A 20988-nucleotide genomic window follows, 5' to 3' on the forward strand; every position below is an offset into this window, starting at 1 on the left:
TCTCGCTATGGTGGGTTGACTGTTGTGCCGCGGGTGCGGCCGGTTACGGAATCTGGCGTTCCTGCCAGACCTCGGGGTAGCCCTCCATGTCCTCGCCGCCGAACTTGGCGTAGTGGCCATCGGGCATGCCCTCGTTGGCGGTCAGGAACTCGCCCCGTGCGTCCTCGGTGATCGGTGTCTGAGGGAGGATCCATTCGGCCGGGACTTCCTCGCCGGCGAAGATCTTCTCCAGCGCCAGCAGCGGGGTCCGCCACTGGAAGTTGGAGTAGACCGGCGCGAGCGCGTCGATGCCTGTTTCCTCCCACTTGCGCAGGAAGCTCATCTCGTCCTCACCGGTCATGACCGGGAGATCCGCGCCGGCATCCTCGAAGGCCTCGATCGCCGCGACAGCGCCGTCGCCGGCGTCCATCCAGATGCCCTGGACGTCACCGGTCGCCAGTTCATCCGCCAGGAGGTCCTTGATCTCGGTGGGGTCTGCTCCGGTGAAGTAGTCCACTGCCTCGATGCCGTTCTCCTCGAAGATCCGCTCGGCAGCGGCCCAGCGCTGCTCCAGGACGTCAACACCGGGCAGGATGCGCAGGGCAACCACCTTGTCGCCTTCCTCGAGCCGTTCGCTCAGGAACTCGGCGGTGTCGATTCCCCAGGCGAAGCCACCGATGGGGTGGATGAAGGTGACGGCGCAGTCGGTTTCGACGCCGCGGTCAAACACCACCACCGGTTTTCCGGTCTCGCAGGCCCGCTCAACTGCTGGGGTCATGGCTGCCGTCGAGTTGGGGGAGATGATGAACGCGTCGCAGTTGCCTTCAGCGATGAAATAGTCGATGTCGGCGATCTGGGTGTTGTCGTCGTCCTGCGCGTCCCGGGTCTCCATTTCGGAGATGACCCCCGAGTCCTGCAGTGCCTTCAACTGTTCGTTCATGGTGATCCAGCCGGTCTGCCGCCACGGGTTGGAGATCGAGGCGTTGGCGAAGCACGCCTTCTGCGCGCCGTCCGCCGCGTACTCGGCGGTGTCGGTCATCTCCCCGTCGATGTACTGCAACCAGGGCTGCTCCGGGTCACCCTCGAAGGTGGCGGAGCGCTGCTCGAACTGGTCGTCGTACACCTCCTGCACAAACCACTCGTCGCTGCTGGTCTCCTCGGCAGCGGGTTCGGTTGCCGCGGCGGACGCCGCGGTGTCTTCCGTAGGCGGGTCCTCAATGGATGAATCGGTAGTGCGCGCGGTCAGGGCGAGCAGCGAGGTTGCTGCCACCACCGTGACCTTTGTCAGGATGCTTCGTTGCATCATATTCCTCTCTCATTGGTGCCCACGGTGGGCGGTGGAGCGATGGGGTGTGTCGGTTCGTGGGTGCGGGAGCTGGTGCCCCGGCGTGTGCGTTGCCAGGTCTGTGCCGCCGCGGCGACCGCGACGATGATGATGATGCCCTGGACGGTGTCCCGCCAGGTCGACTGGACGCCCAGGAAGTTGAGCAGCGTGAACAGGGTTTCGAGGGCGAAGGCCCCTGCCGCTGCCGAAAGCACCCAGCCGCGGCCGCCGCCCAGCACCACCCCGCCGAGGACGACGGCGGTGATGGCGGTGAACTCGTAGCCGCGCCCCACGGACGGATGAACCCCGGCGTAGCCCACCAGGATGATGCCAGCGACCGTCGCCGACAGCGACGACAACATGAACGCGCGGGTCTTGACCCACCAGACGCGGGCGCCGGTCAGTGCTGCAGCGCGCGAATTGTCGCCGACGGCGATCAGGGTGCGACCATACGGGCGGCGCATCAACCACAGCGCTGCTGCGGCGGTGACAATGAAGATAATGACCGGGTAGGGGATGATCTCCAGTATCGGGACATCGCGGATGCCGCCCCGCCCGATCTGCCGGAAGCTGTCCGCCGGGTTGCCGGTTGCGGCGCCTCCGGTTGAGTACAGCACCATGCCGAGCAACGCGAGCATCATGCCGAGGGTGACGATGAAGCTCGGTACCTTCAGCAGGGTCGTCACCAGCCCATTGATCAGGCCAATAAAGGCGCCGAACACGAACATCAGCACCAGTACCGGGATGACCCGGGCGTCGTCGTCGCCAATCAGGTTGCCGGCGATGAAGACCTGCGCCGTGACCACCGATCCCATCGACAGATCGAATTCTCCGGAAACGATCACGAGGTACTGTCCGATGGCCGCGATCGCAATCGGCGCTGTCCGGCCGATGAATCGGATCAGGGAACCGGGTTCACCGAACGACGGGTTGGCCGCAATCACCGCGATCAGCAACGCGATAAGGAGGATGAACACGCCCCCGCTGGGGGTCCGTAGGGCTCGGAGCAGCCGGTCCCCGGCCGAAGAGCGGTTCCGGGCGAGGACCTCGTTCCGGGTTCCCTGGGCGTTTTCGCTGACGCTCATGCCGACACCTCGCGTGCTGCGGTGGTGGCGGATTTCTCGAAACGCGGTGGGCGGGTGATGACCGTGCGGCGGGCGTAGACGGCGACGGCGATCACGATCACCAGCCCCCGGACCACGTCCTTGAGGAAGGGATTGATCTGCATGACGCTCATGATGTTGTCCAGCATGGCGAAGATCAGCACCCCGCCGAGCGTCCCCACCAGGGACCCCTTGCCGCCGGCAAGGAGCGTCCCGCCAAGAACGACGGCGGCGATGGAGAGCAGGTCGTACCCACCCTGGGAGCCGATGGTGGGGCTCCCGACACCGAGCCGTGCGGCCAGCAGCAGGCCCGCCAGGCCTGCCATGACCGAGCACAGGACGTGTGCGGTGATGATGGGGGTGCGGGTGCGGATCCCTGACATCCTGGCGACGCCGAGGTCCCCGCCGACCGCGTAGATATGGTGGCCCACCCGGGTGCGGTTCAGCATCAGCAGGACCAGGCCCGCGGTGGCGAGCATGATCAGGGTGGAAATCGGGACGGGTCCGAGCCCGGTGGCCCCGATCAGCCGGAAGGACAGCGGTGCCTGGCCGGAGCTGCCCTGGTAATTGGTGGCGAGGTAGCCGCTGATGATCAACCCCATCCCGAGGGTGGCGATGAAACCGTGCACCTTTAGGCCGGAAACCACAAGACCGTTGGCCAGCCCGATGAGCGCTGAGATAGCCAGGGCAGCGAGCACCCCGGGGAGCACGTTCGCGCCCTGGTTGGCCATGATGCCTGCGGCGATGAGGCTGGACAGGCTGATCACGTACGGGACTGACAGGTCGAGGCTGCCGACCAGGATGACCAGGGTCTGCCCGATGGCAATGAACCCCAGGACGCTGGTTCCGGTGAGGATGTCGGAGATGTTGCCGGTGCTGAAGAAGCTGCGACCTACCGAGCCGACCAGGACGGTGCCGACGATGATGGTCAGCAGCACCACCAGGTACACGATGTGCGTCGAGGTCAGCCGTGAGAGTCGGTTCATGATGGGGTCTCCTCGGTCCGCGCGCCGGTGGCTAGCTGCAGGACTTCTTCCTCGGTGGATGTCGGTGACAATTCACCGGCGATGAGCCCGTCCCGCATCACCAGCACCCGGTCGGACATACCCAGCACCTCCGGCAACTCACTGGAGACCATCAGGATGGCCTTACCCTCGGCGGCGAGCGCCCGCATGAGGTTGTACACGGCCACCTTGGCCCCCACATCAATGCCGCGGGTCGGCTCATCGAGCAGCACCAGCCGTGGGCTGATGGCCAGCCACTTGGCGAGAACCACCTTCTGCTGGTTTCCCCCGGAAAGGTATTGGACCTCCTGGTCAAGGTCACGGGCAATCACTTCCAGGGAGGAGAACACTCCAGGTGCATCCTGGCGTGCCTGGTTGGTGCGGCCCGGGAACACCGAACGGATCACGCTGAGCGCGTTGTCCAGAATCGACTGGTTCAGGCTCAGCCCCTGCGATTTCCGGTCTTCGGTGATGAGGGCAACGCGGTGCGTGATGGCGGCCCGGGTGCTCCGGGCCGCGTAGGCTTCGCCGGCGAGCCGCATGCTGCCCCGGGTGAAAGGGGCGGCACCGAAGATCGCTTCGACCAGCTCGGTGCGTCCCGAGCCCTGAAGCCCCGCGATGCCGACAATTTCGCCGGTGCGGAGGGTGAGGTTGATCGAATCGAGCTGTTCGTTGCCGGCGCCGGTCACTTCGAGCAGCGGTTCACCGATGGTGGTGCCGGGGGTAACCTCCGGGAAGTAGGCGGAGATTGGCCGGCCAACCATCATGCGTACCAGTGAGGCGTCGTCCATTGACGACGCCGGTTGGGATCCGACCACTTCGCCGTCTTTCAGGACGGTGATCGTGTCGCAGAGGTCGAAGATTTCCTTGAGCCGATGCGAGACGTAGAGGATCGCCACACCCCGCTCCTTCAGGCGCCCGATGATGCCGTAGAGCAGTTCGACCTCCGGCCCGGCGAGCGCTGCGGTGGGCTCGTCCATCGAGATAATCCGTGCGTCGTAGCTGACTGCCTTGGCGATCTCCACAATCTGCTGCTGGGCGACCGAGAGGTTGCTCACCGGGGTGGACGGCTGGATGCTGGTGATTCCGAGTTGGTCCAGCAGCTCTGCGGTGCGTTCCAGCATCGCCTTCCGGTTCACCAGGATCCCACTTCGGGGTTCCCTGCCCAGGTAGATGTTCTCCGCGACGGTCCGGTCGGGGAGAAGGTTGAACTCCTGGAAAACCGTTGAGAGCCCGGCCTCGTGCGCCTGGGTGGGATGGGAAAAATCAACGGGGGAGCCTGACAGTTCGATGGTGCCCGAGTCCCGGTGGTGTACGCCGGCCAGCAGTTTCATCAGGGTCGACTTGCCGGCACCGTTCTCGCCGACCAGGCCGTGGACTTCACCCGAGCGCAGCTCAAGGGAGACGTCCTTCAGTACCTCGATGCCGAAGAAACTCTTCGACAGTCCGGAGACACTCAGCACCACCGGCGTGCTGACCCGAGACTCCGCGGGGAAGACTTCTTTATCCACTCGCTCACTGTGACATAAGACTCATACTTTTGTCGAGCATCACGCAAAAGTATCCCTTCGATCATCAGTTAGTAGTTTGTGAGACAGCTCCAAGTTCTGCGTGGTTTACTAAAACCGTGTTGAAGATTGAGTCCGAGAAGCAGGGCCGCACCTCCGCGTTGCCCGCGCCCGGCGCCAGCGAGGTGTTCCAGCTCCTGCGCGACGGACAACCGCGGACCCGGGCGGAACTGGCGCAACTCACCGGGCTCGCACGTTCCACCGTCGCCTCGCGGGTGGAGACCTTGATGACCCTCGGACTGGTGGCCCCCTATGGTGGAGCCGTGTCCACCGGGGGGCGGCCGCCGTCGTTGTTCGCGCTGAACCCCGGAGCCCGGGTAGTGATCGGTGCCGACATCGGCGCCACCCACGCCCTGGTGATCCTGACCGATCTCTCCGGCGCAGAACTGGCCAGCGCCCGGCAGACACTGAACATCTCCGATGGGCCGGAAGCGGTGCTGGGCTGGCTGGTCGCAACGATCGGTAAACTGTTGGTGGAGGCACACCGGAGCAGTTCCGAGCTCGCGGCCATCGGCATCGGGCTGCCCGGTCCGGTGGAGCACGAGACCGGACGCCCCATCAACCCGCCGATCATGCCGGGCTGGGATCGCTTCGATGTGCCAGGTCTGGTGCAGCGAACTTTCGACGTCCCGGTACTCGTGGACAACGACGTCAACATCATGGCCCTGGGGGAGCTGAGCAGCAACTGGCCGGACACCTCCGACCTGATGTTCATCAAGGTGGCTACCGGCATCGGCGCCGGGATCATCTCCGGGTCAATGCTGCAGCGCGGCGCCCAGGGAACCGCGGGGGACCTCGGCCACGTACGCGTGCCGCGCGGCGGGGACATTCCGTGCCGGTGCGGGAACACCGGGTGCCTCGAAGCAATGGCCGGCGGCCCGGCGCTTGCCGCCGCCCTTAATGCACTGACCGGCGGAACCCTCACCAACAGCCAGGGCGTGATCGACCTGGTGCGCTCAGGTGACGGGAACGCCATCCAGGTGATCCGTCAGGCCGGCCGTGATATCGGCGACGTGCTGGCGACCTGCGTGAACCTGATCAACCCCGCGGTGGTGGTGATTGGCGGAAGTCTGGCGCAGGCCGGTGAACACCTGTTGGCGGGGATCCGCGAAGTGGTCTATCGCCGCTCCCTGCCGTTGGCCACGGAGCACTTGCGGATTGTCCCCTCGGTTGCCGGGCAGAATGCTGGGGTCAGGGGTGCCTCGGTGATGGCCATCTCCCATGTCCTGTCTCCGGAGTCGATCGAGACCGCGAGCCTGGCCGCACCCTGACCCGTGCCGCGCCACGGCTCATCCCGACCGGCTCAGCCCCACCGGGCGGGGTCGGTTTCCAGCTGGGTCCTGTCCCAGCGGCCGGTCGTCGCGGCGGCGGCGTAGGTGGCCTGCAGGAATTCGAGCAGCACCCGGTCGGGGTCCGCAGCGGACCGCACCCTTTCATACGGCAGGAGAAACTGCCCATTCTCGGCCGAATAGAACGCCCCCGGCGGTCCCGGTGGCTGGTCGGCAAAACCGGACGGCTCCGGATAGGCGTACGCGTAGAACGCCCCCTCCTCCCCACCGCCAGGCCAAAATCCGCAGCTGCTGAGCTCCTTGGAATAGCCCTCCTCCATCACCCAGTCACCGCAGTTCGGGGCCCCGCCGGGGTGGACTGGCGCGTCCCGACCGGAGAAGCGGGTGCACGCCAGGTCCATTGCGCCCCAGAAAAAGTGGACAGGGCTGACCTTGCCGATGAAGTGGGCCCGAAATTGATTCATCACCCGGTCCGCCTGGACAAGCTGGCGCCAGAACAGGTGGGCGGCCACCGAGTCGTAGGAGGCGTGCACGGTGTCTTCCGCGAACGGGATCGCCGGGTCCACCTCGTTGGGTTGTGACTGGATGACCGTCTCGATGCCCAGTTCGGTGAGCGCCCCCATAATCCAGGAATGAAAATCCTTGACCGGCATGGACGCCAGGGCGAGCTCCCGGGTCTGCCCATCCCCGCTGCGGAGCCGGAGCCGATGGTCGCAGAAATCGAATTCGATGTCGAAGACGGTGTCCCGGTGGGGGATTGCCGACGTCCTCAACCCGCGGGCACTCACGTACAACGTGACCTGCCACCAGTGGTTGACCAGCGGGGCGTGGGCGAGACGGATCTTGCCGATGATCTGCGTCCACATGTGCAGGGTGTCCCGCGTGTCAGACCAGTCGTCGACCCGGAGCCGGGGCCATGCTGTTGATGTTTCCTCGCGCTGCACCATGGGCTTACCTTCCGTCCGCTCTCCTTGTGATGCTGAGCCTAATCCAGACGGGATATTCAGCCCAGGGAGTGGGTGACAGACTCATCAAGGCTGCCGGGCACTCGGATAGGCTTGAGCGGCAGGGCGGCGCATCGACGCCAAAGCATAGAAATGGGGAAATGTGCATCGATTCCTGATCCGATTGCTGGTGGTTTTGACAGTGATTCTGGGGGTCAACTACATCGGATGGCGCTGGCTGGAGTCATTGAACTGGTCTGCCTGGTGGATCGCTATTCCGCTGGTCTTAGCCGAGACCTACAGCCTGATCGACGTCATGCTCTTTGGCCTGACCACCTGGCGGACCCGGGAACGGATACCCCCGCCCGCTCCCGAGGGCTTGACCGTCGACGTTTTCATCACCACCTACAACGAGCCGTTGGACATGGTGATGGACACTGCCGTGGCGGCCCAGCGGATCAGGTACCCACATCAGACCTGGATTCTCGACGACGGCGCGAGGGACGAACTCAGGTTGCTGGCCGAGGAACACGGGATCGGGTATCTCACCCGGGGAGACGAATGGGCGAATCGGCCCCGCCACGCAAAGGCAGGGAATCTCAACAATGCGCTGATGATGACTCAGGGTGAATTCATGCTGATCCTCGATGCGGACCAGATCCCCAGGCCGGAAATCCTGGACAGGACGCTGGGTTACTTCAATAACCGCAAGGTGTCCCTGGTGCAGACCCCCCAATGGTTCGTCAACGTTCCTGAGGATGACCCGCTAGGTAGTCAGGCACCCCTGTTTTACGGCCCGCTGCAGCAGGGCAAGGACGGCTGGAATGCCGCCTTTTTCTGTGGTTCGAACGCACTGCTGCGCCGTGAAGCGCTCATGCAACTGGGCCTGGTGGGCTACGTCGACGAGGTTGAGCGCAATATCCATTCCGCGTTGAAGGGCGCTCGGACGGCGGTGCGTAAGGCGCGCAAGTCCAAGGACTCCACCGCTCCAATGGTGGCCGGCCTGCTGGACGAGGTGGAGGTTGCAACGAGGAAAGCCAGCGCCGATCTCAAGGCCGGCAGGTCGTTCAGCGAGATCACCTACAACCTGCGCCGCACGGTGGATGGTGCCGTCCAGCAGCTCGTCGCGGCGGACTTCTCGGTACTCCAGGCTGACCTGGCTGAGATCTCGGCGATGGGCCTGGACGGCGGTGTCCCTCTCACCCCTGACGACGTCGATGCTGCCGTAGCGCACCTGTCGTCGAGGCATTGGTCCCCTCTGGGCGCCCTGGAATCAGTGCAGGCGGTGCTTGAGGCCATCTCGGTGGAGCGTAATGACGAGGCCCAGCCGGTGATGCCTTTGGCCACGATTTCCGTGACGGAGGACATGGCCACTTCTATGCGGATGCACTCTCTCGGCTGGAAGAGTGTCTACCACCATGAGATCCTCGCCGTTGGCCTCGCCCCGGAGGATCTCAAGACCATGCTTACCCAGCGGCTGCGCTGGGCGCAGGGCACGATCCAGGTGCTGCTGCGGGAGAACCCGCTTACGAAGCGGGGAATGAAATGGACCCAACGGTTGATGTACTTCGCGACGATGTGGAGCTACCTCTCAGGATTCGCCGCCGTGGTCTACATCGCCGCGCCGGTCATCTATCTCCTGCTCGGCATCCTGCCCGTCAACAGCCTCAGTACGGAATTCTTCATCCGTTTCATTCCCTTCATGGTGGCCAACCAACTCCTGTTCATCGTGGCCGGACGAGGCGCGAAGACGTGGCGGGGACAGCAATATAGCCTTGCTTTGTTCCCGATCTGGATCAAGGCATGCACCTCAGCGGCACGCAACGTGTGGTTCGGCCGCCCCTTGGATTTTGCCGTCACACCCAAGGTCAAGCAAGGCAACAGCCGCGACTGGCACCTGATCCGCCCGCAGCTGCTTGCGATGGCTCTGCTGGCTGGAGCAGCGGTGGTCGGGCTGGTGCGGCTCGGGGTAGGCCTGAATGAGCCGCTCGGCACAGCAGTCAACGTGTTCTGGGTTGTCTACGACCTGGTTGTGCTCAGCGTCCTGATTAAGGCGGTTCGCTATCAGGGGTTCGCCCCCAACGAGCAACCAGTTGGCGTCCTGAAACAGTGACCGACTCCAGCATCCCCGGAAGGATCAGCCGCTCTGGATGATCAACGCCGGCTCACGAGCGCCGCTTTGAATGCGTTGGCGGATGCTTCGCTGCTGTTGATCCGCCAGTCGGCTTCCTTTGCCAGGTGGAACCAGACCAGAGCAACGATGTCTGGTTGGTTGGAGAGGTAGTCGAAAAGGGCCGTATTCCACGCTGCTTTTGACCCGCCGAGTTCCGAGGATGCTGTCTCGGCGATCATGATGGGCTTCCCCGGTGCCAACCGCCTCAGTTCTGCGAGACCCTCACCGAATAGCAGCCCAGGCTCTTGCCAGGCGCTCCAGATCTGGGAAGTGCCCCAGTTGTAGCCGTCCAGTGCGGTCACGTCGACATAGGCTGCTCCCGGGAAAAGCTCTTCCAGTGGGGTGGAACCCGCATAGGGGACATTCGGGTTCCAGATCCAGCGGATGTTCGTCGCCCCGGTGGCGGTGACGACGTCGTGGACGTGCCGGTAGGCGACCACATAGTCACCCGGCCCGTTCCCGTTGACTCCCTCAGCCCACGGGTACCAGTCACCGTTCATTTCATGACCAAACCGCAAATAAACCGGGTGACCCCACTGGCCGAGAGCCGTTCCCCATTGCCGCAGGTAACCGTCGAAATCGCCGGCGGCGATGCGGTCCAGCGAATAGGCGGGCTGTTCCACGCCGCCACCCCAGGACCACGGTTCCCAGGTCAGGATTGTCTCTGCGCCACGGGACCTCACCGCGTCAAGTTCGGTCAGCGGTGGTGGTTGACGGAAGTCCTTGTAGGAGAGCACCAGCGAGGGTGCCTCTCCGGCAATGGCTGCGACCTCGTCGAGCTCTGCCGTTGCTGCCGGACCACCATTCGTTCCGACACCGAAGCGGATAGCTTTGGGGTTTGACGAATCGGGGCTGGTGGAATGAACAGGGTCCGTGACGGTGAAGATGGAGGTGGCCGATGCAGAGCCTGCAGTCGCCCTGATCTCCACACTCGATGCCCCGGCAGGGATGATCACTGAGGCCTGGAACGAGCCAGCTCCGTTCACCCGCATCCCGACACTCGTCGACGCGGCAACTATCGAACCCTTCGTGTTCTTGGGGAAACCCAGGCCGGTAATGGTCACTGACGTCCCGGCTGGCCCCTGGGAACTGCTAAGGCTTATTGCTGCGCCTGCCTGGGCGGCGGGAAGAATCCCCGTCGATAACAGCGCAACGGCGCACATCATCAGGAGCACCCTGGTGGTAGTCCTCCGCGCATGTCTTAATGCTGGTGCGAATGAGCGAAGCGGCACGGGGAAGACCATGGCTGGCACCTTTTTTGAGAATCAGTAGCCCGGCTGACCCGTGCGGGCCCCGTGGCTTTGCGTCGCCGGCTTGCACCGGTTTGGCCCTTTACATCATGACGGTCGCCCTAATGTGCCGGCTCGGTGGCTCGATCCGGCTCCTCATTGTCCCGTGGATGCGGTCGTGAGAACCGGTGAAAACAACAAGTATTTGTGCAGGTTTTCCACAGGGTGGACTGATCCCCCGCGGGCTCTCATCATCAGACTCAGCTCTGCGGGGTCCGGGACAGTACCCAGGTATTGGTCGCATCCTGCCGCTCGAATGTGACAGTTGTGACCAGAGCCTCGATGAGCGCAAGTCCCCGGCCAGACTCCGCGTCCTCACCAGGCATGTGCGGATTCATCATGCCGAGGGGAGGCTTGGCGTGGTAGGCGCTGATCTCAGCTTTCAGCTGGGTGGTTCGGACCTCGACGTGAACGCTCAGCTCCACCGGTCCCCGACCTTCCGGCTCGGCGTGCTGGACAATGTTCGACACGGACTCGATGACCGCCGTTGTGAAAGTCATCTGGTCCATTTCCTGGACAAAAGGGGCATCGGTCCAGAGCTCGTCCAGATCGGTGTGGACCTCATCGATGACGCTTCCTACCGCCAGCCCCCGATACCGTCGGGAGGCGAGAACGTCACTCATTGCTGAACGCATCATCGGCAGATGCATAGGGTGTGAGGACCTTGTCCATACTGGTCAATTGAAGAACCATCTTCACCTGGGGTTGGACACCTGCGATCCGCAAATCACCGCCGGCCTGACGGGCCGCTTTCAGGCAACCAATCAGCGCGCCGAGCCCGGAGGAGTCCATAAACACCGCCTGTTCCAGGTTGATGACAATCCGGGAGGACCCCTCGGTAATCAAGCCGGACACGAATTCGCGCAGCTCTGGGGCGGAAACCATGTTCAGGCGTCCATCCGCCTTGACCTCGGTGTACGTACCTTTGGGCATATGACTGAACTTCATTCAATTCCTTTCGAAAACATTCAAGCTGCACACCGACCAATGCTCGTCAAAGCATCGCATGTACTGGGTTGCTAAAGACCATCTAAACCGACTGTGAGCTCGTTCCTGCGCAGGATGAGAACGGTGGTGTCGTCGGCGCCGGTGACCGCTTCGCTGGAGAGTCTGTCAATGAAGTCTCTGGGGTCGTCAGCGGAGGAAAGCTGCGCCAGGACATGCGCGAGTTCTTCCAGGTCGTCGTTGACCAGTTCAAGGACCCCGTCGCTGGGAATCATCAGGGCGTCGCCGGGGCCCAGGGTCAGAGACTCGGTGTGCCATTGCATGCCAGGAAAGATCCCCAGCGGGCCGCTGGAGGTGGGAAGCCGGATCGGTCGCCCGCCCGCAGGCAGATAGTGCGCCAACCCGTGTCCCGCATCCGAATACGACACGGTGCCCGTGTCCGGGTCCAGGTCGCCGTGGAATGCGGTCACGAAGGAATCGGTCCGCTCCAGGTTGCAGGTCAACTCGGTTGAGACTGCTGCGAACGCGCCGGCGGGATCCAGGTTTGCGTTGGCTCGCAGGCCAGCTCTCACGGTGGCAGCCAGAATGGCCGGGCCAGTTCCCTTGCCCATGACATCGGCCAGTGTGAACCGGAACCGCCCTTGTACAAGGTCCCAGTCATAGAAGTCACCTGATAATTCGCCCGCCGGACGAAAAGCCGCGGTTACCCTGTAGCCGGGGAGGGATGGTGCGTGCTGAATTCGTGCGCCGTTCTGGAGATCCGTGCGAACGTTAATCTCGCGCTGCACGACGGCGGCAAGGTCGCGGAGGACTTTTTCCTGTTCACCGTTGAACGTGCGTGGCTGCTGATCGCTGATGCAGAGAGTGCCGATATTGTGTCCCCCTGGGCCCTGCAGGGGCTGCCCGGCGTAGAAGCGGATATTGGGGATGCCCAGGACATAGGGGTTGGAGCTGAAGCGGTCATCTTCCCCGGCATCCTCGACCACCAGGGTGTCCGGGGTCATGATGGTGTGGGTGCAGAAGGACGCCTTTCGGGGGCTGTTGACGTCGAGGGTGCCGGCGACTGATTTGAGGAACTGTCGGTCTTCCGCGATCAGCGACACCGAGGCGGAGCTGACCCCGAAGAGCTTCTGAGCCAATCGGGTGATCCGGTCAAACCCCTCCTCGGGCGGGGTGTCGAGCAGTGCTGTCTCTGCGAGGGACTTGAGCCTCTCGGTTTCGTTGTGAGCAGACCCGGCAGATTCGTTGAAGAGGTTAGGCGATGGTTCGTTCATGCGTACACCTGTTCTTTCACTTGCCAGTCTGTGCTGGCGGTTGAGCTGGGACTCACGCCGGTGAGTTCCCCTCCGTGTCAGGCAGCGCCTACCTGGAGGGTTTCGCTGTGGGCCGCGTTAGGCGATGCTGTCTGGTGCGCGGACCTTCGGACCGCGAGGATGGTCACGTCATCAGGGTTGACAGATCCTGACGCGAGGACCTGAACAGTTTCCACGATATCTTTCGCCGAAGAGGCTGAGATGGCCAGCAGGGCGAGCTCGTCGATGGCGCTCAGAGTTCCGTCATAAAGGTCCAGCACTCCATCGCTGAAACTGACGATCATATCGCCGGGCTCAAGCCTGATTTCGAACGAATGCCAGGTGGATTCCGGGAGGAGGCCTACCGGCAGTTCCCGGGAGGCGAGCCTTTCCCAGCTCCCATCTGCTCTGATGCAAAGCGTTAGCCCATGTCCCGCATCACAGAAGGAAAGGCGACCATCCGCTGCGCGGAGTCTTGCGTGGAAGAGGGTTGCAAAGGATGCGGCCTGGCTTAGCTCCGACGTAAGACAATCTGAGGTTAATCTGAGCGCTACCGCCGGGTCCTCGTTGTTTCGGGCGCTGCGGATCACCGCCCGGGTAGTGGCGGCGATCATGCCCGCCCCCGCGCCCTTGCCCATCACGTCGCCCAGGGTGAACCCAAGACCCCCGTCGATTTCGTACCAGTCGAAGAAGTCGCCACCGACAGCTTTCGATGGCACACAGGCCCCGGCAGTTTCGTATCCAGGTAGTGGAGCTGCTTCCTGGGGGAGGAGATAGCGCTGAATTTCGGCGGCCCGGCTGAGCTCCTCTGCTGAAGCCGCTGCCTGCGCACGCGCCGAAGACAGTCGTCGTCGTGACCTCGAGGCGAGCTCATTGACAATTCCGGCGGCCAGGGCGAACACGAGGAGGCTGTACATGCCTCGGAGCAGTTCGTTGGGATTTTCGTCCGTCCCGGCGCCCAGGGCGAACGGCACCAGGATGGCCACTACGCCACCGAGGATGGCGTAGAGCACATGACGTCGCCCTTCGATTGTTGCCAGCCACAGAATGGGTAACAGCACCAGGGAAGCGTAGATCGACTGGCTTTCGCCGGTCGCGTATCGAAGCATACCCGCAGCGAGCAGATCAACGGCCGGGATGAGTACCGAGAAGCGCGATAGCGTTGGTCGCGAAAAAGCTAAGGCAAACAGGGTTGCGGCAATGGTTAGACAGACGCCGATAATCAATACTGGTCTGCTGCTGACCGTCAGAGTAGGTACCAGGCTGCTCATCACCGCTGCGGCAACGAAGAGGACAGCGATCGGAAGCTGTTTGACGAGGGGTGAAATGTCATCCGGTCCCGTCAAACGTCGAACGGGACCGAAAGTCATGGTGGTTCCTCTCTAGGGCTGCTCGTTATTGCTCCGGGGGCAAGACCAGGTGCTCTTTCTGCAATGGTATCCGGCGGCCGGTGGACGCGCCGGACCTCCGCTGTCGGCCCGGTGGGTCGCATGCAGCGCAGGTCGCCACCGGAGGAGAGATTAGGATTGCAACCATGACCGTCGATACCGCCGCCCGCGACCGCCTGCGTGAACTCATCCAGGAACTGGCCATCGTTCACGAGAAGGTGACCCTGTCCAGCGGTAAGGAAGCCGACTACTACATCGACCTGCGCCGGATCACGCTCCACCACGAGGCGTCGCAGCTGGTGGGCCGGGTCATGCTGCAGATGCTCGACGACGCCGGCATCGCCTTTGAGTGCGCTGGTGGGCTGACCATGGGCGCCGACCCGGTGGGAACCGCCGTCATGCACGCCGCGGCCCGCGACAATCGGGGCATTGACGCGTTCGTGGTGCGCAAGACCCAGAAAGCCCACGGCATGGCGCGACAGGTGGAGGGCCCCGACGTCGCCGGCCGGACCGTCGTCGTCCTTGAGGACACCTCAACCACTGGCGGGTCGGCACTGACCGCCGTGGAAGGTGTCCGGCGGGCGGGTGGCAACGTGCAGGCCGTGGCGGTCATCGTCGACCGGGACACCGGGTCCAGGGAACGCATCGAGTCGGAAGCAGGGGTGCCCTACCTCTACGCGTTCGGTAAAGATGAGCTCGGCCTGAGCTAGCACCTGAGCAGACCGATGACTGAGGACGCCGAACGGCTGCTTCGCTATGCGCACGGGATCAAAGGCATGTCCCGCCGCTCCTTCATCGCTGGCTCAGCGTTTGGGCTCACCCTTGCTGCCGACCTGTTCCTGACCCGGCAGGTCCAGGAGGAACGCGAGGAACTGCAGATCCTTCCGGTCGAGGACGCGGAAGCCGCACGCCGGTTCCCGCGAACACGGTGGATCATCTTCCCTGGCTACAAGACTGGCTGGGAAGAGGGCGGCTGGATCGCGAACTCACTCCAGCCAGCCCTGAGCCAGCGTGGGCAGATCGCGGTGATGGGATATTCGAACCGTGGGCTGAACATCGCGAGCATCGTCGCAGCGCTGAACCGGTACGTGAGGATCTTCCAGGTTCAGACCCTCTACTTCTACGGCCACAGCTTCGGCGGGATGGTGGCGGTCGAGGTGGCTTCGCAGTTGCGCGGGCTGGGGATCGCGGTGGAGCTGATCATCCTCGATTCCAGTCCGCACTCCCGTGATGATGTGCTGGACCAGGCCGTGTTCGAGGGCGTGGTGTTCCTGTATGACGCCGGCTACCGGGTCCCCACCGTGCTGCGCGGCGGCTATGAACTGGGGGAGCGGATTGTCAACAAGAACGAGCGCACTTGGCGGCAGGTCCTGAACCAGAGCCTTGAGCAACTCTCCCCGTTCGCACCATCGAGCGTCCTGATCCAGTCGCAGTCTTCGTACATCTACCACTACAACGTCACCCGCTTCCAGGGGACGCTGGGCGATACGCAGATCGCTTTCATCGGCAACCCCAACGACGGTACGGTCAACTACGCCCGGGCCAGGCCCGGCTGGGCGGAAGCCTTCCCGGACAACCTGGTGTCGGCCGACTACGTCACCGACGGCGCCCTGCCCGCGCACGCCAGCCCGCAGTGGAACCCGCTGATTTACCAGAGCATCGTCGTCGCGCTGCAGGACGAATTCCTGCCCGTGCCGCGGGGCGGTTCCCGGCGAAGCGCCTACTGACCCCTGAGGGTTCTCCGGAGTTGACCCAGGTCGCGGCGGTCCATCCCGGCGCCCTCCAGGAACGAGTCGACGGTGCCGAACTGGCGGCGCATCCCCTCAATGAACGTGGCCATGGCGCCCGCCGGTGAGGTCAGGATCACCGGCGGGTTCTCGATCGACAGCCGGCCCGACCCCGCGGGCGCGTCACCCATCCATAGTTTCGCCAGTGCCGGCAGAATCTCCGGCAGGGCGCCTGTCGTGTGGGCGTAGTCCTTGATGATCAGGTCATCGGAGACCCCGGCAGCCAGGAGAATCACCGCGGTGATCACTCCCGTGCGGTCCTTGCCTGCGGCGCAGTGCACCAGTGTGGTCCGGCCCGCCACAATCGGCTCGAGCGCGTCGACCACCACCGCGGGCCGACTGTGCAGCCAGCCCAGGTAGTAGTTCCCCAGGTCCGCAGCGGTCAGTAACCCCATGGTCGACGCCGGGTTGGCCTCGGAGGGGTCCAGCGGGGCGGCAACGACGTCGATTCCCGTATCGGCGGCCACCTGCCAGGGTGCCATTCCGGCCTCGCGTTGACTGCGCAGGTCAACGATCGATTGGATCCCTTGACCCGTGAGGAAGTTCATGGTCGACTCACGGTCCCAATCGAACGGCTGGCTGGAGCGGAACACCTTGCCCGGCACCGGGGCCCGGGGGTCGGCGGCGGTGAGCTCCGCGATGTCGCGCAGGTTGAGCACCCCCGGCACGGGACTAGACCTGGTCGATCAGGTCCGCCACTGACTCCATGATTTGGGCGGGCCGGAACGGGTAGGCGTCGATGTCGGCGCGCTGGGTGATGCCGCTGAGCACCAGCACCGTGTGCAGGCCCGCTTCCATCCCCGCAATAATGTCGGTGTCCATCCGGTCGCCGATCATCGCGGTGGTTTCGGAGTGGGCGTCGATCTGGTTCATGGCCGAGCGGAACATCATGGGATTGGGTTTACCCACAATGTAGGGAACACGGCTGGTAGCAGCGGTGATCAGGGCCGCGACTGCCCCCGTCGCAGGCAGCGGTCCTTCCTTCGACGGCCCGGTAACATCAGGGTTCGTTGCAATGAACCGGGCCCCGCCCTCTACCAACCGGATGGCCTTGGTGATCGCCTCAAACGAGTAGGTGCGGGTTTCCCCGAGCACCACATAGTCGGGCGCCTGGTCCGTGAGTACAAAACCGGCCTCATGCAACGCCGTCGTCAGGCCGGCCTCCCCGATCACGTACGCCCGGCCCCCCGGCAACTGCTCCTTAAGGAATTGCGCGGTGGCCAGGGCCGAGGTCCACAGGTTCTCCTCGGGGACTTCCAGGCCGGAGGCCTTCAGCCGGGCTGCAAGGTCCCGCGGAGTGTAGATGGAGTTGTTGGTCAGCACCAGGAACCGCTTGGACGTGGCTACCCAGCGGTCAATCAGCTCTGCTGCGCCCGGGATCGCCTGGTTTTCATGCACCAGGACGCCATCCATGTCCGTCAGCCAGCACTCGATATGTTCGTTCTCACCCATGTGATATCTCCCTGCCGTCCGGCGGTGCTCTAGGACCCCAGTCTTTCACCTTAGGCTGGGAGCGTGAAAGAAAATCCCGAAATCCCGCTGGTCCCGGTCGGCGTGGGCCCCTGGGAGGGGCAACTTCCAGAGGGAGAGCACTGGGATGCCGACCTCCTTGCTGCTGGGGACACCCGCAACGTCGTCGACCGGTACCGGTACTGGACCCACGATGCGATCGTCGCGGACCTCGACTCCCGCCGCCACAACTTTCACGTCGCCATCGAGAACTGGCAGCATGACCTGAACATCGGTTCGGTGGTGCGCACGGCGAACGCCTTCATGGCCAGGGAAGTCCACATCATCGGACGACGGCGGTGGAACCGTCGGGGTGCGATGGTGACCGACCGCTACCAGCACGTCCGGCACCATCCCACGGTCGAGGAATTCGTCACGTGGGCGGCAGGGGAGGGGCTGCGGATCATCGGGATCGACAACTTTCCGGATTCAGTGCCCCTGGAAACCTATGAACTGCCGGAGAACTGCGTGCTGGTCTTCGGCCAGGAGGGGCCGGGCCTGACACCCGAGGTGCATGCCGCCGCCGACGCCACCCTCTCCATCGCCCAGTTTGGGTCCACCCGGTCCATCAACGCATCTGCCGCTGCCGCGATCGCCATGCACGGATGGGTCCGCCGGCACGTCTTCGGGCAGGGGATCTGACCAGCAGTGCACCTGCCTGGGTCAGAAACGTCTGGACAGTCAGAACTGCCGCGCGCAACCGGCGAACCCGACCCCGGGGGCCGTTTCTGCTGATCGAGCAGTCGAATAGGATGGCTTAAGCGGTCAGTTTTCATCCCGCCTGTTTACGCACGCATTCCACAAAGGAGTCCTTATGCCTATCGCAACACCTGAGATCTATTCAGAAATGATCGACCGTGCCAAGGCTGGGGGCTTCGCGTATCCGGCCGTGAACGTGACCTCCTCCCAGACCCTCAACGCTGCGATGCGTGGGTTCGCCGAGGCCGGTTCCGACGGCATCGTGCAGGTGTCCACGGGCGGCGCTGCCTACTGGTCGGGCGCATCGGTGAAGGACATGGTGGTCGGTTCTCTTGGCTTCGCCGCCTTCGCCCACGAGGTGGCCAAGAAGTATGACGTGAATATTGCGCTGCACACCGACCACTGCCCCAAGGACAAGCTGGACGAGTTTGTCCTGCCGCTCCTCGCAGCATCGGAAGAGGCGGTCAAGCGCGGCAACAACCCGATCTTCCAGTCCCACATGTGGGACGGCTCAGCGGAAACCCTTGAGGAAAACCTGCGGATCGCCAAGGACATCCTGCCCCGCGCAGCCGCAGCGAAGATCATCCTTGAGGTTGAGATCGGCACCGTCGGCGGTGAGGAGGACGGCGTCGAGAACGCCATCAACGACAAGTTGTACACCACCGTCGAAGACGCGCTGGCCACTGTCGAGGCGCTGGGCTCCGGCGAGCACGGCCGCTACCTGACCGCCCTGACCTTCGGGAATGTGCACGGCGTGTACAAGCCCGGCGGCGTCAAGCTCCGCCCCGAGATCCTCAAGGACATCCAGGACCAGATCGGCTCACGGCTCGGCAAGGACAAGCCCTTCGACCTCGTGTTCCACGGTGGATCAGGATCCTCGGACCAGGAAATCTCCGACGCCGTCTCGTACGGTGTCATCAAGATGAACATCGACACCGATACGCAGTACGCGTTCACCCGCCCGGTGGTTGACCACATGCTGAAGAACTACGACGGCGTGCTCAAGGTCGACAACGAGGTAGGCAACAAGAAGGTTTATGACCCCCGCGTGTGGGGTGCAGCCGCCGAAGCCGGACTGGCCGCCCGCGTGGTGGAAGCCGCAGCATCCCTGGGCTCCGCCGGAAAGAAGCTCTAACATGTCCGATGAATTCCGCCGGAACCTTCTGGGCCCCGAGCCCACCCTCCTTCCCGAGGAGACGGACCTCGGCGTCCGGATCGACGCCGGTGACGAAGCGGTAGATCTCGCCGCCAAGTACCCGACGTCGTCGTTGGTGTGGGCCATCCTGGCCGACGAAGCCTACGCCGATGGCCGCACCATCGAGTCCTATGCGTACGCCAGGACCGGCTACCACCGTGGTCTTGACGCGTTGCGGCGCAACGGCTGGCGCGGCACCGGGCCCGTGCCCTACTCGCACGAACCCAACCGTGGATTCCTCCGCTCGCTTTATGCGCTGGGCAGGGCAGCGGCCTCGATCGGCGAAATCGACGAGGCCGAGCGGATCGCGAAGTTCCTCGGCGAATCCGACCCGGAAGCCAGTAAGCAACTGGGCAATTAGGTCCAGGTAGGCAACTGGCTCAAGGACGCCTGATGCTGGTCACCACGGTGACCAGCATCGGCGCGGCAGGGGCAGAGCTGAACCCAAACCGCACTGGCGGTGTCAACGGTGCCAGGATCCCCAGGTCCTTGCCGTGCCAACGCACCGACGCGGCGGTGATTTTCACCGCCGTCGTCACCCCGTAATATTCAGTGCGGCCATTGCCAGCCGATCCCGCCGTGCTGACCCCGGGCATGAGCAGCCCAGCCACCGGATTGATGAGGCTCAGCCAGCGCGGCGACGTCGCGAGCCGCGCCGGAATGAGGCGCAACATCCGCCCCAGCCCGGTTACCGCGCCGAGCTGCGCGGTGACTGCCAGCCCTCCCGCGGTCACGGTCAGTTGCCGGTCGTCGAGCGTTGAGTCCACATCCACCACCCGGACCACATCGAAGCTGTAGGTAGAGCTGACGTAGTCGGCAACCGCCTGCGACGGGGCGAGCAGGGTCCGCTCACCGTTGGCATCCTCCATCATGACGTCGGTGAACGCCCCCAACGGCGACGTGTCCCACCTGCCGATCACCAGCCGTGTTCCCGACGCCGTGCCCAGCCCTGCAATGTTGCCCGCGAAACGATCCATGAGGACATTCTCTCCTCCTTGGGGGCCCCATGGCATCATGGCGGTATGCAGAAGAGCCGGAGTGAACTGGTGTGGTTGGGGCTGGCAGCGATCCTGGCGTTCTTTTTTGTGCGGGCCGGGATCGAGAAGGTGATCGGCGAGCCTGCTGCGCTGCTTCCCTTCCAGAAGTCGGGGCTGCCGGAGTGGACGGTGTACTTGACTGCGGCCGGCGAGTTCCTGGGCAGTGCCGCGCTCTTCGTTCCCCGGCTGCGCACCCTGGGAGCACTGGTGCTGGTGCTGGTCATGCTGGGTGCCGCAGTGACCAACATTGTCAACGGCGACGTCGGATACGTGTGGACCAACGTGCTGCTGGGCTCCGGTGCACTGCTGCTGGCCTGGCAGGGTCGTGGCCACCTACCGGGCCGTGGCCGGCGAGGCTTACCCCGCGACTGAGGTGGAGGCGAATCCCACACCGGCAGGGTCCCTCGAGGAGCCTCCCGTCCACACCGATTGGTCACCAAGCTGAGGGTCGGCGGGATCTCTT

General features: G+C 63.9%; 21 protein-coding genes and 1 riboswitch. Of the genes, 8 read left to right on the plus strand and 13 right to left on the minus strand.

What is annotated here, in order from left to right; translation table 11 throughout:
• Nucleotides 1–43 precede the first annotated feature (43 nt).
• From IWX64_RS10600 to IWX64_RS10615, 4 genes are read right to left on the minus strand one after another with little or no spacing between them, the layout of a single operon-like run.
• Nucleotides 44–1282, minus strand: a complete 1239-nt coding sequence (locus IWX64_RS10600; RefSeq protein ID WP_196867158.1) for a substrate-binding domain-containing protein — start codon at nt 1280–1282, stop codon at nt 44–46.
• A complete protein-coding gene (locus IWX64_RS10605) occupies nt 1282–2388 on the minus strand; it encodes an ABC transporter permease (RefSeq protein WP_196867091.1) in 1107 nt (368 codons plus the stop codon). Before IWX64_RS10605 ends, IWX64_RS10600 begins: the two co-directional genes overlap by 1 nt.
• Nucleotides 2385–3392, minus strand: a complete 1008-nt coding sequence (locus IWX64_RS10610; RefSeq protein WP_196867092.1) for an ABC transporter permease — start codon at nt 3390–3392, stop codon at nt 2385–2387. Before IWX64_RS10610 ends, IWX64_RS10605 begins: the two co-directional genes overlap by 4 nt.
• Entirely contained in the window at nt 3389–4921 is a 1533-nt protein-coding gene (locus IWX64_RS10615; protein ID WP_196867093.1) for a sugar ABC transporter ATP-binding protein, read from the minus strand. Before IWX64_RS10615 ends, IWX64_RS10610 begins: the two co-directional genes overlap by 4 nt.
• Before the next feature lie 116 nt (nt 4922–5037).
• Between IWX64_RS10615 and IWX64_RS10620 the strand changes: the two genes are divergently transcribed.
• Nucleotides 5038–6249 (plus strand): ROK family transcriptional regulator, encoded by a 1212-nt coding sequence (locus IWX64_RS10620; protein ID WP_196867094.1) that lies wholly within the window; start codon nt 5038–5040, stop codon nt 6247–6249.
• Nucleotides 6250–6281: 32 nt separating this feature from the next.
• On the opposite strand, the gene IWX64_RS10625 is transcribed toward IWX64_RS10620, so the two are convergent.
• Entirely contained in the window at nt 6282–7214 is a 933-nt protein-coding gene (locus IWX64_RS10625; protein WP_196867095.1) for a DUF5996 family protein, read from the minus strand.
• Between the two features lie 160 nt (nt 7215–7374).
• On the opposite strand from IWX64_RS10625, the gene IWX64_RS10630 reads away from it, so the two are divergent.
• Entirely contained in the window at nt 7375–9324 is a 1950-nt protein-coding gene (locus IWX64_RS10630) for a glycosyltransferase (RefSeq protein ID WP_196867096.1), read from the plus strand.
• A gap of 41 nt (nt 9325–9365) precedes the next feature.
• On the opposite strand, the gene IWX64_RS10635 is transcribed toward IWX64_RS10630, so the two are convergent.
• The 5 genes from IWX64_RS10635 to IWX64_RS10655 all read right to left on the minus strand — a co-directional run bounded on the left by IWX64_RS10635 (nt 9366) and on the right by IWX64_RS10655 (nt 14280).
• On the minus strand, nt 9366–10628 hold the full coding sequence (locus IWX64_RS10635) for a glycoside hydrolase family 26 protein (protein ID WP_334683249.1): 1263 nt from the start codon (nt 10626–10628) through the stop codon (nt 9366–9368).
• 20 nt (nt 10629–10648) lie between these two features.
• A riboswitch (cyclic di-GMP riboswitch) is annotated at nt 10649–10724 on the minus strand.
• A gap of 149 nt (nt 10725–10873) precedes the next feature.
• Nucleotides 10874–11296 carry an ATP-binding protein gene (locus tag IWX64_RS10640; protein WP_196867097.1) on the minus strand — a complete coding sequence of 141 codons (423 nt, stop codon included), beginning with the start codon at nt 11294–11296 and terminating at the stop codon, nt 10874–10876.
• Nucleotides 11289–11621 carry an STAS domain-containing protein gene (locus IWX64_RS10645; protein WP_196867098.1) on the minus strand — a complete coding sequence of 111 codons (333 nt, stop codon included), beginning with the start codon at nt 11619–11621 and terminating at the stop codon, nt 11289–11291. The genes IWX64_RS10640 and IWX64_RS10645 overlap by 8 nt, the downstream gene beginning before the upstream one ends.
• Before the next feature lie 71 nt (nt 11622–11692).
• Entirely contained in the window at nt 11693–12892 is a 1200-nt protein-coding gene (locus IWX64_RS10650; protein ID WP_196867099.1) for a GAF domain-containing SpoIIE family protein phosphatase, read from the minus strand.
• Between the two features lie 77 nt (nt 12893–12969).
• On the minus strand, nt 12970–14280 hold the full coding sequence (locus tag IWX64_RS10655; RefSeq protein WP_196867100.1) for a PP2C family protein-serine/threonine phosphatase: 1311 nt from the start codon (nt 14278–14280) through the stop codon (nt 12970–12972).
• A 164-nt stretch (nt 14281–14444) separates the two neighbouring features.
• Between IWX64_RS10655 and pyrE the strand changes: the two genes are divergently transcribed.
• Both pyrE and IWX64_RS10665 read left to right on the plus strand, forming a co-directional pair.
• A complete protein-coding gene (gene pyrE, locus IWX64_RS10660; protein ID WP_196867101.1) occupies nt 14445–15008 on the plus strand; it encodes an orotate phosphoribosyltransferase in 564 nt (187 codons plus the stop codon).
• Nucleotides 15009–15023: 15 nt separating this feature from the next.
• A complete protein-coding gene (locus tag IWX64_RS10665; protein ID WP_196867102.1) occupies nt 15024–16025 on the plus strand; it encodes a thioesterase domain-containing protein in 1002 nt (333 codons plus the stop codon).
• Here the strand turns inward: IWX64_RS10665 and IWX64_RS10670 are convergent.
• Both IWX64_RS10670 and IWX64_RS10675 read right to left on the minus strand, forming a co-directional pair.
• Nucleotides 16019–16753: a tyrosine-protein phosphatase gene (locus IWX64_RS10670; protein ID WP_196867103.1), complete on the minus strand. Its 735-nt coding sequence runs from the start codon at nt 16751–16753 to the stop codon at nt 16019–16021. The genes IWX64_RS10665 and IWX64_RS10670 overlap by 7 nt on opposite strands.
• A 4-nt stretch (nt 16754–16757) precedes the next feature.
• The gene (locus tag IWX64_RS10675; protein ID WP_196867104.1) at nt 16758–17537 is read right to left on the minus strand and encodes an HAD-IIA family hydrolase; all 780 of its coding nucleotides are present in this window, start codon (nt 17535–17537) and stop codon (nt 16758–16760) included.
• Nucleotides 17538–17600: 63 nt separating this feature from the next.
• On the opposite strand from IWX64_RS10675, the gene IWX64_RS10680 reads away from it, so the two are divergent.
• The 3 genes from IWX64_RS10680 to IWX64_RS10690 all read left to right on the plus strand — a co-directional run bounded on the left by IWX64_RS10680 (nt 17601) and on the right by IWX64_RS10690 (nt 19849).
• Nucleotides 17601–18236 carry a TrmH family RNA methyltransferase gene (locus tag IWX64_RS10680; RefSeq protein WP_196867105.1) on the plus strand — a complete coding sequence of 212 codons (636 nt, stop codon included), beginning with the start codon at nt 17601–17603 and terminating at the stop codon, nt 18234–18236.
• A 172-nt stretch (nt 18237–18408) separates the two neighbouring features.
• A complete protein-coding gene (gene fbaA, locus IWX64_RS10685) occupies nt 18409–19428 on the plus strand; it encodes a class II fructose-bisphosphate aldolase (RefSeq protein ID WP_196867106.1) in 1020 nt (339 codons plus the stop codon).
• A gap of 1 nt (nt 19429) precedes the next feature.
• A complete protein-coding gene (locus IWX64_RS10690; RefSeq protein ID WP_196867107.1) occupies nt 19430–19849 on the plus strand; it encodes a DUF3151 domain-containing protein in 420 nt (139 codons plus the stop codon).
• A 19-nt stretch (nt 19850–19868) separates the two neighbouring features.
• Here IWX64_RS10690 and IWX64_RS10695 read toward each other — a convergent pair whose 3' ends face one another.
• Entirely contained in the window at nt 19869–20465 is a 597-nt protein-coding gene (locus IWX64_RS10695) for a hypothetical protein (RefSeq protein WP_196867108.1), read from the minus strand.
• A gap of 45 nt (nt 20466–20510) precedes the next feature.
• Here IWX64_RS10695 and IWX64_RS10700 point away from each other — a divergent pair, with 45 nt between their 5' ends.
• Complete coding sequence (locus IWX64_RS10700; protein WP_196867109.1) at nt 20511–20897, plus strand: DoxX family protein; 387 nt, start codon at nt 20511–20513, stop codon at nt 20895–20897.
• Nucleotides 20898–20988: the final 91 nt, after the last annotated feature.

It is taken from the genome of Arthrobacter sp. CAN_A212, from assembly GCF_015752345.1.
Taxonomy (GTDB): domain Bacteria; phylum Actinomycetota; class Actinomycetes; order Actinomycetales; family Micrococcaceae; genus Arthrobacter_D.